Origin of the sequence: Bilifractor sp. LCP21S3_F8 (assembly GCF_052117805.1) — a bacterium.
GTDB lineage: Bacteria > Bacillota > Clostridia > Lachnospirales > Lachnospiraceae > Bilifractor.
Genome location: NZ_JBQKIK010000007.1, coordinates 18,357 through 32,195 on the forward strand (window position 1 = coordinate 18,357; position 13,839 = coordinate 32,195).

Annotated in this window: 12 protein-coding genes; 3 read left to right on the forward strand and 9 right to left on the reverse strand. The window is 49.6% G+C overall.

The features are described from left to right. Positions 1-27: 27 nt before the first annotated feature. The 9 genes from ACTQ3A_RS05025 to ACTQ3A_RS05065 form a co-directional block, all read right to left on the reverse strand. Entirely contained in the window at positions 28-1,377 is a 1,350-nt protein-coding gene (locus ACTQ3A_RS05025; RefSeq protein WP_441494293.1) for an S-layer homology domain-containing protein, read from the reverse strand. Positions 1,378-1,613: 236 nt separating this feature from the next. Continuing rightward, positions 1,614-2,144, reverse strand: coding sequence for an HD domain-containing protein (locus ACTQ3A_RS05030; RefSeq protein WP_441100161.1), 531 nt, complete (start codon positions 2,142-2,144; stop codon positions 1,614-1,616). Between the two features lie 118 nt (positions 2,145-2,262). Further along, complete coding sequence (locus ACTQ3A_RS05035; protein WP_441100160.1) at positions 2,263-4,632, reverse strand: S-layer homology domain-containing protein; 2,370 nt, start codon at positions 4,630-4,632, stop codon at positions 2,263-2,265. Positions 4,633-4,791: 159 nt separating this feature from the next. Further along, the gene (locus ACTQ3A_RS05040; RefSeq protein WP_441100159.1) at positions 4,792-4,953 is read right to left on the reverse strand and encodes a hypothetical protein; all 162 of its coding nucleotides are present in this window, start codon (positions 4,951-4,953) and stop codon (positions 4,792-4,794) included. A 222-nt stretch (positions 4,954-5,175) separates the two neighbouring features. Further along, entirely contained in the window at positions 5,176-6,762 is a 1,587-nt protein-coding gene (locus tag ACTQ3A_RS05045; RefSeq protein WP_441100158.1) for a L,D-transpeptidase family protein, read from the reverse strand. Positions 6,763-6,984: 222 nt separating this feature from the next. Further along, positions 6,985-7,629 carry a lysoplasmalogenase gene (locus tag ACTQ3A_RS05050; protein WP_441100157.1) on the reverse strand — a complete coding sequence of 215 codons (645 nt, stop codon included), beginning with the start codon at positions 7,627-7,629 and terminating at the stop codon, positions 6,985-6,987. An 80-nt stretch (positions 7,630-7,709) separates the two neighbouring features. Beyond that, positions 7,710-8,117 carry a DUF6483 family protein gene (locus ACTQ3A_RS05055; RefSeq protein WP_441100156.1) on the reverse strand — a complete coding sequence of 136 codons (408 nt, stop codon included), beginning with the start codon at positions 8,115-8,117 and terminating at the stop codon, positions 7,710-7,712. Positions 8,118-8,274: 157 nt separating this feature from the next. Then, on the reverse strand, positions 8,275-9,585 hold the full coding sequence (locus ACTQ3A_RS05060) for a homoserine dehydrogenase (RefSeq protein ID WP_441494292.1): 1,311 nt from the start codon (positions 9,583-9,585) through the stop codon (positions 8,275-8,277). 154 nt (positions 9,586-9,739) lie between these two features. Then, positions 9,740-10,450 carry a Crp/Fnr family transcriptional regulator gene (locus ACTQ3A_RS05065; protein WP_441100154.1) on the reverse strand — a complete coding sequence of 237 codons (711 nt, stop codon included), beginning with the start codon at positions 10,448-10,450 and terminating at the stop codon, positions 9,740-9,742. A gap of 333 nt (positions 10,451-10,783) precedes the next feature. Here ACTQ3A_RS05065 and asrA point away from each other — a divergent pair, with 333 nt between their 5' ends. The 3 genes from asrA to asrC are packed head-to-tail and all read left to right on the forward strand — an operon-like array spanning position 10,784 to position 13,726. Further along, positions 10,784-11,848 (forward strand): anaerobic sulfite reductase subunit AsrA, encoded by a 1,065-nt coding sequence (gene asrA / locus ACTQ3A_RS05070; RefSeq protein WP_441100153.1) that lies wholly within the window; start codon positions 10,784-10,786, stop codon positions 11,846-11,848. Next, the gene (gene asrB, locus ACTQ3A_RS05075; RefSeq protein WP_441100152.1) at positions 11,835-12,635 is read left to right on the forward strand and encodes an anaerobic sulfite reductase subunit AsrB; all 801 of its coding nucleotides are present in this window, start codon (positions 11,835-11,837) and stop codon (positions 12,633-12,635) included. The genes asrA and asrB overlap by 14 nt, the downstream gene beginning before the upstream one ends. Before the next feature lie 14 nt (positions 12,636-12,649). Continuing rightward, the gene (asrC, locus tag ACTQ3A_RS05080; RefSeq protein ID WP_441100151.1) at positions 12,650-13,726 is read left to right on the forward strand and encodes a sulfite reductase subunit C; all 1,077 of its coding nucleotides are present in this window, start codon (positions 12,650-12,652) and stop codon (positions 13,724-13,726) included. The last annotated feature ends 113 nt before the right edge of the window (positions 13,727-13,839 follow it).

Below are 13,839 nucleotides of genomic sequence, written 5' to 3' on the forward strand. Positions count from 1 at the left end.
TCGCCGCACCGGAATATTGATCACGGCTTATGGCTTATTTATTATTCTTGACAGAAAGACAACTGCCTGAGACCTTGTACAGAAATTATCGGTCCCGAAGGCGCCGGGTGCTGTGCCGTTTGTGATGCCATTCGCCACTGCCCAGTTGACGGCATCGTAACAGTAGCTTCCATTCTTCACGTCACTGAAATTACAGGCCACATTTTTGCTTCCGCCGCCTGCGGCGCGGTACAGGAAAGTGATGATCTCGCCTCTGGTGCAGCTGCGGTTTGGGCTGAAGGTATTTGCGCCGGTTCCGGCCGCAATGCCATGAGCGGCCGCCCAGTTTACTGCCTTATACCAGTAATCTCCCGGGTTGTTGTCCGCAAATCCTGCGTCCGGAGCATTTTCACCGTTTCCAAGGGCACGATACAGGAAGGTGATGATCTGCCCTCTTGTGCAGTATTTTCCGGGCCCGAAGGATGTAGGACTGATTCCCGATGTAATGCCCTTATTCACCGCCCAGTACACGGCGTCATAATAGTTTGAGGACGGGTCCGTCACATCGTTAAAGAGCACCTGAATGGTCTTTTCGCCGACGGTATTGCTGCCATCGTTTGCGGTTGCCTGGATAACGGCGGTTCCCTGTGAGACGCCGGTTATGATTCCATTTTCATCGATAGAGGTGACAGATGGATTTGAGGAGGACCAAGTCACGGACTTATCGGTGGCCTCTTCGGGCGCTACAACAGCAGACATTTGTGTGCTGCTTCCGGCTGCTACGGAAGAATTGCCATTTACGGAGATTGCAGATGCCGCGACCTTACAATTGCTGCCTAAATATACATAGCCCAGAAAATCTCCTGCCCTGGAGGATTCTGCTTCAGCCCTCGATACTTCAAAAATGCCACAGTGTCCGGCATTTGCAGGTACGTCGGAACGCCCGCCCTCGCTGATGGTCAGCGTATCTCCATTCACCTTTTCCACAACCGCGATGTGGTTGGTATAACATGCCAGAGAATATGCCTTTGGTTCGGTACCTCTCGTGAATCCGAACTGGGCGTATACCCAGTCGTACCAGCTGTTTCCGTCATAGATCGTGTTCCCGAGTCCGGTCAACTCCCGTACACGGGCAGAGGCAAACCATGCACAGCCCTCTCCGGTATAAGCATAAGAGCCCCACGTCGGAATCCCCGCAAAGTCTGTATAGGGTGAGCCGCTGATGTCAATCGTCACTCCATCTAATCCGTTATTTGCAATCGTATAATTCTCTGCAGCTTCTACCGTATTCACAGTTCCGGGAAAAATATAACCCGACATTTCCGGAACAGAGACCGTGATTGTCAGCGCCGCAGTCAGACCGGCAACCAAAAATGTTCTCAGTACTTTATTCTTCATACCATTAACCTGTCATTTTTTTATAATTTTTACATCCTGTCTATCATACACCATATTGACACACAAAAGCAACATTATTGTAATAATGTTTGACCCGATAATTACAGATTATTATAAAAAGTATGACAATAAGAAAAACTGCCGTCTGAAATCCATGTGAATTCCAGCGGCAGTTTTTCATGTGGCAGTGTTCGTAATGAAGGAATCAGGTATTGATCCGATCCCGACATGTTCATTCATGCGGCAGTGTTCAAGATCAAAGGATCAGGTATTACCTTGAGATTTCGCTTCTCCCACATCCTGCGGACCGGGGGAAGCATCCTCTCACCGACGGCAGATACCTTATCGGCAACCGTGATCACCCATCCTTCCTTTGTTCTTGGCGGTGCAGCCAGCAGAGGAAACATGTGGTGCATACAGATATCATAGACCTTGTCCCTATCTTCCGGATCTGCAAAAAAAACAGAAAGATCAGCGGATTCAATCGGATGAAGTCTGCACATAGATGAACTTGAGGTGAAGCGTTCGCGGCCGAGGATGCCGAGATCATGGCACAGACAGCCGACAACCAGTGCTCTCGTGTCCGTGCGGATATGGAGCTTGTCCAGCATGTACCCGATGCCGAGGGCAACAAAGGTGACGTTCAGAGAATGCATGCCTACGGTTGAGCTGTGATGATGACACTGCTCCAGAGCTTCCCGGAACTTCAGACTGTTGAGAACCGGTTTTCCATATTTTTCAATGTTTGAAATATTTTCTTCCTGCAAGATTATCCTTCCTCCGGATTCCGGTAAAATGCTGAACCATTAACGATTTGTCTTTAACTTCTTATTATATATCTTTTTTGAACAATTAAAAATAAATTTTTAATAAAGCGCCGTTGAATCAGGATTTTGCAGACCAGTACAGGAAGGTAACCGCTTCTGCCCTGGAGCAGGTTCTATCCGGGGAGAAGGTGGTGCTGGTGGTTCCCGATGTGATACCTCTGGATACAGCCCAGTTTACCGCATTATAGTAATAGCTGTTCCTTGAGATATCCTGAAAAACGGATGTCTGGTATGTCTGCCCCTTTCCTAAGTGATTGTACAGGAAAGTCACAATCTGAGCTCTCGTACAGGATTTGTCCGGAGAGAAAGTGGAAGCAGTGGTCCCGGTTGTAATATGATGGCTGTATGCCCAGTTCACGGCATTGTAATAATAGATGTCCTTCGATACATCGGTGAAAGGACAAGCCTGTGATGGCACCTCTCCGTTTCCAAACAGTCGATACATAAAAGTGATAATCTGTGCGCGGGTGCAGATGGTGTTTGTGCCAAAGGTATCAGAGGAAAATCCCATTGCAATGCCCTTCTTCTGCGCCCAGTATACCGGTGTGTAGTAATAGGAAGAAGAATCCTGTACGTCAGAGAACACGGCGTCGGATGCAGCCGGTGCCGCAGAATTTTCCCTTGCGGAATATCCGGCGCTGCCGAGGTTTTCAGGTGCGTCAGATCCTTTCGGAAGGATGACGATTTTGATTCCCAGGATGCCGCGTCCCTGTCCGGTTGTTCCTGAGGTAGCCCCGTCGCTGGTCCAGTCAAGCCATCCGAGACCGTAGACATTTGTGCAGTAATAAATAGAATAGTTGGAAGCCTCTGACCCGGTCAGCTCGATTTGAACGGCTTCGAGCTGATGACCGGCCGTGCCGGCGATATTGCCCAGGGTACCGAGCCAGTTCCGTGAAGTGTTCTCACTGTGCCACACAGTGTCCCAGCCGACTTTCGCGGATGAAACGCGGTATTTGACCGATAGATTTGAACCCATGGTCTCATTGATTGTCAGGAACTGAAGTACGTCAGTGCTGCCGTCTTCATAGGTGGTTCCGGCAGTGGAGCCGTTCTGACCGGTCAGCCATTCATTCTGACTGCCGAACGTGGAATAAAGGAGCCTTGTCCCGGTTGCCTCGTCAAGCACGCCGGGGTTGGCGACAATTGTCGGGCTCTGGGAGTTCGTGTCAACATAGGAGTAATCGGTGTCCACGTTTCCCGAGATACCGTCTACACTTCCTTTGCTCGAATTCTGCCAGAACTGATAGGCGGCATTTGTGTCACATACACTGTTCCACTGGGCAACCCAGTGATAATAGGTGGTGTCCTGCGCAATGCCGGAGAGCTTCCCTTCCCACCAGTTCTTGGAGGAATATATTCCTGCCTTATATCCTGCCGCTGTGATGCCCGCGCAGTATTGGTTCGCAAAGCTGCAGAGAGTTGAGGATGAGAGGGCAGCCTGTACACCGTCTTCCATATCATAGAAAACAGGAAGACTCAGACGATGCCCTGCCAGAAGCCGCAGTGTATGCGAAATCTCGCTGTTTACCATCTCTGTTGTGCTGGCATAGGAGTACAGGTATGCGCCATAAGGAATTCCAAGCTTCTCACAGGCATCGGCATTGGTTTCCCATGTATCGTCATCCTGGCTGGAGATATCGCTTCCATATCCGACACGAAGAATCGCGAAGGTGACGCCGTCTGCCTTGGCCTTTGCCCAGTCAATGGATCCCTGGAAGGTGCTGACATCGACACCGAAGCTGCCTTTATCTGCAAGAAGGATCCCGTCTGCTTCGCTTTCGGATGAATCGTCGGAATGGTATGCTTCTGTCTCACCGGTAACGACACTTGCCTCTCCGTTTTTCAGCGCCTGAACGACCGTATCCGATTCTCCTTCATTCAGCGCCTGAACAGCGGCCGTTTCATTTTCAACCGTGTCAATGGCATCGTCAACGGGCTGTCCGTTGATATATCGCCAGCTGTTATAATTCTCATCCTGCTGTACAGTGACCGTTCCGGTGTTCTCAACTTGCGTCAGCGCATCACTGATGCTGTCTACAGATGCCTCCGCATTGGTCAGTGCCTTACGGCTCTCTGAGAGAAGCTGCTGTTCTTCTCCGGAAAGAGAATCAAATCCCTCGATGGTGTCTTCAATCTGCTCCTTGAGAGCGTCCGCGGATGTCAGATCTGCGTTTCCGTCTGACAGGTCTGCCGTCTGAGCAATGATGTCCCGAATATCATTTCCTACAGCTTCCGCATCATCCGCACTGTTTTCTGTGCTCTCCTGTCCTCCCGAGGCATTTGCTTCGTTCGAAAATGACTGATCCGAGCTGTTCGCAGCCGAGGATGAAACAGCGGTGCTGTCAGCGGCGGATGTCGGAACAGCTGACAGTGCGATGCTGATACTCATCAGAATACTCGCTGCGAGCTTCAGGTGCTTGTGTTTCAAGGTATTACCTCCCCATGATATAAATAAATTTTTAGCAAACAGTGTAGGCTTTCGCGTCACTTCGTGCTCATACATGTTGCCACACACTGTATAAAGCCAGCTGCTCCGTTGCTTCGCAACTCTCGCAGCTGCCACATGTATTCGCATTCTCGCGGTGTTTCACACCGCTCCATGCTCATACATGTTGCCACAAACTGTATAAGTCCCCGCGTCACTTCGCTGCTTCGCAGCTTCCGTGCCTCTAACAGGTATTCGCATTCCCGCGTTGCTTCGCACCGCTCCATGCTCATACCTGTTGTCGTCGCTAATGTTCTTGCCCACTGGTGAGCAAGCTCCCCGTGGGCCAAGAACATTGCGACTGGACTTATACAGTAAAAAGGTACGGCCTGATAGAAGTTATCGGACCGTACGCTTTTCATGCTGTTATGTAATTGATTGTATCACGAAATGAAGAAATTTAGGATCTCTTTTTAATAATTTTGAAAAGAAAAAGCAAATCTTTATTCACTGTTGAATTACAAAAAGGATGAACAGTGATTCCTATCAGCCGGCTGCGGCTGCGTTGTCCGCCATTGTCGTAGAATCTGACGCATAGGTTGAATCAGCCGGTTCGGTGCCTGGTTCATAATAGATCACGATCGGGACACCCGCGTCGATGTTTTCATAGATGGACTGTGCTACATTCGACGGAAGATTCAGACATCCGTTTGATCCGTTGGTCTTATAAATTTCACCGCCGAATGCGGTGCGCCACCACGCATCGTGAAGGCCTTCACCCTCATAGAATGGCATCCAGTACTGAACCTTTGTGGAGTAGTTCGCGCCCACCAGAGTGGAAGGACTTTCCTTGTATGCGACAGGGAAAATGCCGGTCATGGTGCCCTGGTTTTTCGAAAGGTCACCGCTTACAAGATCACTCTCCAGAAGCAGGGAGCCATCCTTGTAATACCAGAGGTGCTGCTTCGTCAGGTCGACCTCAACATAGGTTCCGGCCAGATCATCCGTTCCGTTTCTCTTGTAGTAGTACGGGTTTCCATAGTCATTGGTCTGAACGTATATCGGCTCACGGCTGACGGACTGGCCTGCCTGAAGATCCTTGATCAGTTCCGCGGTTTCGGAATCCTCATCAACAGTGTACCCGTATTCCACCTTTCCGGCCGGGAAGTCAATGGTCAGACCGCCCGTGGTCTTGAAAGTTTTTTCAATATGACGGGTATTGTATTTATTCGCAAGATCACTCACCCACGCTGCGGCCTTGTCCTTGTCCACGGTGCAGCTTCCGTCGTCTGCAATGGTGAGCCAGTCCTTGAAGGTATCGTATGTAAGCGTCTCGCTCTGATCCCCGAACTGGTAGGTGATCACCATGTCCTTGTAAGCCTGAAGCTTCAGCTCCTTATTCTTGTCATCAGCTTCCTTCTGCAGATCTGTGGTATCCATATTCACTGTCTTTGAAGTGTAACAGTCTTCGGGAATTGCGATCTTAAGAGTGCCAGTGAGTGTACCGTTTTCGGATGCGCTTTCAATTGCGTCCCGGACTGCCTTCTGGAGTTTTGTGTCATCCACTTCATTTCCCTGCACCGGCTGTGTGACAACATAAGTGTTGCTCGAAGAATCCAGATTAACCGCAGCCTCGACTGATTTTACACGGGCGACACTGAACTTTGAGCTCTGTACAAAAGAGTCAAAAGTGGACTCATCGAACGAATATACGTTGTCTGCGGAGATGTTATCTCCTCCGGTTGTGTTCTGCAGATAGGCGCTGATGCTCTCTGTCTGTGCTTCTCTTGCTTTTTCAAGAGAGGCTGTCATTGAGTTTTTATCCAGACTGTAACCGTAGTCAGACAGATCTCCGGTAAGCACCGTCTGGTCGTTTTCGGTAATATCAATCGTCACCGGCTGACTGTTCTGAATGATCTGATCAGCAACCTGTGACGGCGTCATCCCGGAGATATCAGCACCGTTGAAGGTGGTGTTCTTCATGAAAGTGTCCGTATGCTTTGCGTGCTGATAAATCGCGAATACCGATATGATGCCGATAATGATAACCGCCAGCATCACGATCAGTACAATTGTGCTGACGGAAAGTTTCCTGGTTTCCTGTCTGTGTCTGGTACTTGAAGTTTTATTCAAAAAATATCACGCTCCTGTTGAATTTATACAGTTTGTGTACCCCGCTCCGAGGCATGTTGGTTAGTTGTACCCTGTTGATTTGTCCGGCGATCATAAAACACTGCCGGACGGTATTCCTGGTTTCAAAACAGGATTATACCCGTATATAGTAAAAAAAACATTACAAGAAAAGATAATTTTATGTCAGATTTTGCGCAATGTATTTTCTAACTGCAGCACATTCTACATAAGTGCACCCAGTACGATCAGGAACTGCGCGGCAAGGTATGTCGGCATAACCCATGTGCCGCGCTTCCTGTGAAATACCTGGAAGGAAAGGATGGTGTCGGACACGATAAAGAGCATGGTTCCGGCCCAGGTAATCATTCTTCCAGTGGTTTTACCCGTCATATACATCAGATAAGAGCTGAAACTCATGGCCAGAATAACACTGATGTAGAGGCTTACCGGCACCTTTGCCCTAGGGTCCATGCCGGGAAAAAGTTTCTGAACGACAAGGATCATATAGAGAAAATAGATCATGAAGATGACAATGACCGGAATGGGCCGCAGCCAGGATACCTTGATGTTTCTCCAGAAATCAATGAGATAGAAGACATGGCCTGCCAGAAAGGACAGCAGACCCGGAATAAAGTACTCCTCCCGGAGAAGAAATGTATCTCCAAGAAATCCTCCGATCAAAGCCGGAATCAGAAGATACCGGATTTCCCTTCCCGACGCGGAGACGGATGACAGATAAAATACAATCAGCACCGGCATCAGCAGCGGTTTGAAGAAACGCTCCTTTTCCGTCTGGTGGAATCGAAGCTCCAAAACACTCAGTATACAAAAGCACGCCAGTGAAAGGATCGATACACAGAGTGCCATTTCAAAGTCTCCTCCCCAAAATAATAAACTCACCCCTAAATAATAAATTCCACCTTGTAACCGTCTTCAGGTCAGAATACTCAGAATACCTGTACCAGGCTGCCGAGTCCGTAGGTTTCGCATACATTCCGGATGCCATCGGTGACTTCCTGACGGCTGTACTGGTGTTCTTCCAGAAAATCGTCGGATTTGTCATTCAGGTACGCGTAGAAATATAGCGCCGTGCGCATATTCCCCCGGTCACCGGTTTCGATCAGGTCATAGACCTTGTTTTCGGCGTCATTGATGTCTCCGTCATCTACCATAGACTGTAGTTCAAAGAGAGCTTCGGAGGTGTCGTCCATCTGTTCGTTGATATTCTGCGCCTCTCTTCCGTTCTCTCGGGCTGCAGTGTTATACGGAGGCCTGTCGGCCTCGCCAAACACAATTTTTCGCAGTGTATTCAGGATTTCCCGGTTCTGCCGGGTTACATAATCATCTTCAAACATAGCGGATATCCTTTTTACAATTTACTGTTCGGATACAAATAATCGTAAAAAATTCAGAGGACTATTCTTCTTCGTGCAAAAACAATTCTGAAGACTATTCTTCTGTGTGCAAAAATAATCTGGAAGACTATTCTTCTTCGTGCAATAATCCGGAAGACTATTCTTCTACACGCATCACGGTCTCGACAGATTTCACGCAGTGATTCTCCAGAAGATCATCGAGCGCGTCGCTGACGATTGTCTTCTCCACATTAGCAAAGATAAAGATCAGCGGGACGATGGGAGCCGATGAGGTGCGCGTGTCGCCGTTATTTCTGCCGGGCCGCTGCAGGGCTGTCTCGATGCTGATTCCGTGCGCTCCCAGGATTGTGGTGATTCTGCCCATGACGCCGGGGATATCCTCAGCCATCATCCGCACATAGTATTTATTGCTGCCCTCACCGATGAATTTCAGGTCAGCGTCGTAGCGAAGCTGCGGAACGATATCGTAGGCGGAATCCTTCTCCCACTTGCGCGCCACGCCGATTACATCGCCCATGACAGCGCTTCCGGTCGGAAGCGGACCGGCCCCTCTGCCATAGAACATCAGATTGTCAACTGCGTTGCCAGTGATAAACACGGCATTGAACTCATTGCGGACATTCGCCAGAGGATGGCTGACCGGAACGAGTGACGGCTCCACGCTGGCAGAAACCTCTCCGTTCTCCTCACGGGCACTCGCAAGCAGCTTGATCTTATATCCGGATTCCTTTGCAAAGGCGATGTCATCCGATCCAACGTGGGTGATGCCCTGTGTAGGAATCTGATCCGGTCCTACACCCAGACCGAATACCAGAGATATCAGAATCGAGAGTTTATTCGCCGCATCGATTCCCTCCACATCAGCGGTCGGGTCCGCCTCCGCGAATCCCTTTGCCTGTGCGTCCCGGAGGATATCGGCGTAATCCTTGCCATTTTCTTCCATCTGCGTCAGGATATAGTTTGTCGTTCCATTCAGGATGCCGTGAACGGAGCTGAATTCGTTAGACAAAAGGGCAGTCGTCAGGGAGGTCAGGATCGGAATTCCGCCTGCCACAGCCGCCTCGAAACGGAGCAGCACATGGTGTTCCTGTGCGAGCTGCGCAAGCATGCGGCCGTTTGCGGCAATCGCTGCCTTGTTTGCCGTGACAACACTCTTGCCGTTCTCGAGCGCCCGTGCCATAAACGTCGTGGCAGGCTCAATGCCTCCGATCAGTTCCACGACGATGCTGATCTCCGGATCGTTCAGGATGTCATCTACATCCGTTGTATATTTCTCGCGGGGAATGTCGATTCCGCGGTCCTTTTCAGGGTGACGGTTCAGAATCTTCACGATTTCAATATCCAGTCCGGTTGTATCCGCGATCTTCTTCTGATTCATGGCAAGTGCCTTGTAGGTTCCCTTGCCGATGTTGCCGATTCCAAGCATGCCGACTTTTATTTTTTCCATGATTGTTCTCCACTCCCGGTGTATATTTGAATGATGGTGTATATAATATAGAATAAATATGATTATTCTGTGAATTTATCGGATCAGAAATCCGATTGAATTACTATTATAACAGAATGTCTGCAGCTGCGCACAATTTTCTTGTGAAAGGCTTTCATTGATATTGTGCGGGAAATGCGTGAAGCGGATTGCGGAGCAGAACAAAGGTATTCTTGTGATAATCAAGAATACCGTCCTGCTTCAGCAAAGCAAGTTCACGGCTGAGTGAACTTCGGTTCGCGCACAGATACTCCGCCATTTCCTCGCGGTTCAGCGGGATTTCGATGTAGCGAGTGTTCTGCTTTTCTGCCTGCAGCGACAGATAGCTTAGGATCTTGCTCCTCAGGTCCGGCTTGGATACGATCTCTATTTTTTCTATCAGCTGCATATTTTTCTGCCCGAGAAGATCATACAGATTGTCCGCAAGGTTCACATGAAAGACGCACTGATTGCTGCAGGGATGAAGGATGCGGTTCAGGGACAGGAAAATCACACGGGTATCTTCCGCCGCACAGAAGGTGACCCTCGAGGCAGTCTGCTTCATGATGTTGAAGGTTTCTCCGAAAAGTTCCCCTTTTCTCATATAGATGATGAAAATTTTATTTCCCCGGACATCCTCCCGGATCATATCCACCCTTCCGGACAAAACAATGCCGATAAACTTCACATTTTCCTCTTCCATAATTATATGCGATCCCTTTTTAAAACCGGAAATATGACTGTCCAGATGACCGGCCAGCGCTCCGATCTTCCCGGAATCGAGTCCCGCGAAAAGAGGTATCTCTGCCTCGCATATCTCTGCGATTTCTTCTTCTTTTAACCGCATGCTGTTCCTCCGTATCCATTGACTGTCCGGCGGATCAGGCCAGACGTAACCTTAAGCAAAATTATAGGACGCAGGCTCTCTTTTCGCAACCGGTCTGCGTTTACAAAGAATTGATCATTTTTTTCGCAACCGGTCTGCGTTTACAAAGAATTGATCATTAACGTTGCGTGTGCAACCAGATGAATCTGCGGGAGTGATATAATTGGAACGATGAGTCAGATACGCATTGTTAAATTTTTAACTATAATGAAATCGGTATTCTTTTTTCATAGTATTTGTTATATTTAACAGTGTGAAAGTAGATGTCCTGTATATATACGAGGAGGTATTTACATGGGATACACGCTAGATGGAGCCGGATTCTCTCGGGTGGTGAAGAATCTCGGCAAAAATTATCGAATCTTTGCGCCTGTCCGTAAGGTCGGGGAGGGAAGATTCACGGATACGGATGTCATCCGCTATGAGTTTATTACGGATGCGTCGGAAATCGAGCTTCAGAAGAAGTCGGACTACTCTTTCAAGGAGATCCTGACGCCGCTGTCTGAGACGCTCTTCTTCTTCACGGAGAATGTTGTGAAGGAAGCGGATCGTGACACCCGGGATGTGATTGTTTTTCTTCGCAGCTATGATATTCACGCGGTAAAACGACTGGATCAGATCTATCTTGGCAATGGACCGAAGGATTATTTCTATGAGAACATCCGCGATCATGTAAAGTTTGCGCTGATCGCCGGTGATGAGGCGGATGATCCGGATGGATTTTCGGTCAGCATGGGAACAAACCGGGTGACAGAGGGATATCTGTTCTCCGTAGAGCAGACGCCGGATGGATTCTGCTGTGATGTACCGGACACTTCCCTGAAGGCTGTTTTTGAAGAGGCTGGCGGTGTGAAGGCCGAGATAACGCCCTCCTATCCCGTTGAGAACCGGACCAGGGTGGAAATCCCCGATGAAATTCCGAACAGTATCTACAAGGATCCGATCTGGGATGAATACACGGCGAGGTGTATCGGCTGCGGCCGTTGTACCCTTGTATGTCCTACATGCACCTGCTTCACCATGCAGGACATCTACTATACCGACAACGGGAAGGTTGGCGAGAGACGCCGTGTAAATGCGTCCTGCATGATCGACGGCTATACGAACGTAGCCGGCGGCGGTCAGTACAGAAGAACGCAGGGAGAACGGATGCGGTTTAAGGTGCTTCACAAAATCTATGACTTCCGGAAACGCTTCGGCTATGATATGTGCGTCGGCTGCGGCCGCTGTGATGCTGTTTGTCCGGAGTACATCTCCTTCTCCAAAATCATCAATAAGGTGAATCAGAGAGTGAATGAACTCGCTGCGGAATCTGCGGATGCAGCGGGAAAGGAGGCAGGTGCAAATGGCAGCAAATGAAAAAAATCCATACATTCCCTTCACGTCTGAAATTCTGGATGTAATTCGGCACACAAAGAAGGAATATACCTTCCGTCTCAGCTATTCGGGAGAGGTAAAGCCCGGTCAGTTTTTTGAGGTATCTGTTCCGAAGTTCGGAGAGGCACCGATTTCTGTCAGCGGCATTGGTAAGGATTATATCGATCTGACGCTCCGCAAGGTCGGCAGAGTCACAGATGAAGTCTTTGAGAAATATAAAGGACAGACTCTCCTGCTTCGTGGTCCGTACGGAAATGGTTTTGACATGGATCTCTATCGGAACAGAGAAGTTCTGGTGATTGCCGGAGGCACCGGTGTATCACCGGTTCGCGGTGTTGTGAGCGCATTCGCGGACGAACCGGATGCTGCGGACAAGCACGTCATCGTTGGCTTCAAGAGCCCGGACGACATGCTGTTCCGGGATGACCTGAAGATATGGGATGAGCGTCTGGATCTCTGGCTCACCGTTGACGGAGCGCCCGAGGGATATGACGGAAAGATCGGTCTTGTGACCAAATATATCCCTGATGTGAAAATCCGCGATGTGGAGAAGGCCGCGGCGATCGTGGTCGGTCCGCCGCCGATGATGCGCTTCTCCGTCATGGGGCTTCTCGAGAAGGGTTTCCGTGAGGAGAACATCTGGGTGTCTCAGGAAAGAAAGATGTGCTGCGGCCTCGGAAAGTGCGGCCACTGCAGAATCGGCGAGAAGTACGTCTGCCTGGACGGTCCGGTTTTCAACTATACCGAGAGCAAGAATATGCTTGACTGAGGAGGGAGATATCTATGGGTTACGATTGTAATGTAAAGAAATTAAAAAAGAACAACTTCCGTCAGTCGAAGGTCAGAGGAGAAGTCGCTTCCCGTGTGCGTGTGCCGGGAGGAAGAATCGATGCGGCCTCTCTCGCGAAGGTTGTGGAGATCGCGGTAAAATACGGCACCGGAGAAGTAAATCTGACAAACCGTCAGGGCTTCGAGATTCCGGGAATCCCGATTGAAGATGTCGAAGAGGTGAATAAGGCACTGCAGTCTATCATCGACGCGAGCGGAGTGACACAGGCGCCGAACAAGCCGGGCGAGGGCTATCCCTCCTCCGGAACCAGAAATGTTGTCGCGTGCCCGGGCAAATCTCTGTGCCCATTCGGATGCTATGACACCAAGGAACTTGCAGCAAAAATCGACAAGCTGATCTATCCGAACGATCATCACGTGAAGATTGCCTGCACCGGCTGCTCTAATGACTGTGCGCATGTCAGACTGAATGATTTCGGTATTATCGGGCAGACAGAGCCTCAGTACAACCCTGACCGCTGTATCGGCTGTGAACAGTGTGTGAAGTACTGCAGCAGACGAAGCGTAGGTGCGCTCTCTGTCGTAAACGGAAAGATTGTCCGTGATACAGACAAATGCATCGGGTGCGGTGTCTGTGTCATCTACTGCCCTACCCGCGCGTGGACGCGAAGCAAAGAGCATTATTTCCGCGTGTCGCTTCTCGGACGCACCGGCAAGAAGAACCCGCGGCTTGGTGTTGATTTTCTGAAATGGGCGGATGAGGAAAGCATTCTCAAGATTATCAAGAACACCTATGATTATCTGGATGCTTATCAGGACAGAGGAGCGGTTGAGAACAAGGAGCATATCGGCTACATTGTTGACCGCACCGGCTTTGAAGAGTTCCTGAAATATATCATGAAGGATGTTCATTTCGGACCGAAGACCGAGATGAACGGAAGACCGTACTGGGGCGGCAAGCGTTACGATCAGACCAATGAGCTCCGTTCTTCCATGTACCGTTTCTCCGACCGTCCGTACGACGGATACTCCGGTATCCCGAGAGAAGATCAGCCGCAGAAAAAGAGATAACCGAAAAAAGAAACAGGAACGCAAAAAAAGCAACAAAAAAACAATACAAAGAACAATCGAAACGCCGAACGGGGCTGCCGCACACTTTCGCGCGGCAGCCCCGTATTTGCCGA

Coding starts and splice junctions, on each gene's coding strand:
- ACTQ3A_RS05065 (WP_441100154.1), bottom strand. CDS start 10,450: ATGCGGTTAAAAGAAGAAGAAATCGCAGAGATATGCGAGGCAGAGATA.
- ACTQ3A_RS05055 (WP_441100156.1), bottom strand. CDS start 8,117: ATGTTTGAAGATGATTATGTAACCCGGCAGAACCGGGAAATCCTGAAT.
- asrB (WP_441100152.1), top strand. CDS start 11,835: ATGGCAGCAAATGAAAAAAATCCATACATTCCCTTCACGTCTGAAATT.
- asrC (WP_441100151.1), top strand. CDS start 12,650: ATGGGTTACGATTGTAATGTAAAGAAATTAAAAAAGAACAACTTCCGT.
- asrA (WP_441100153.1), top strand. CDS start 10,784: ATGGGATACACGCTAGATGGAGCCGGATTCTCTCGGGTGGTGAAGAAT.
- ACTQ3A_RS05060 (WP_441494292.1), bottom strand. CDS start 9,585: ATGGAAAAAATAAAAGTCGGCATGCTTGGAATCGGCAACATCGGCAAG.
- ACTQ3A_RS05050 (WP_441100157.1), bottom strand. CDS start 7,629: ATGGCACTCTGTGTATCGATCCTTTCACTGGCGTGCTTTTGTATACTG.
- ACTQ3A_RS05025 (WP_441494293.1), bottom strand. CDS start 1,377: ATGAAGAATAAAGTACTGAGAACATTTTTGGTTGCCGGTCTGACTGCG.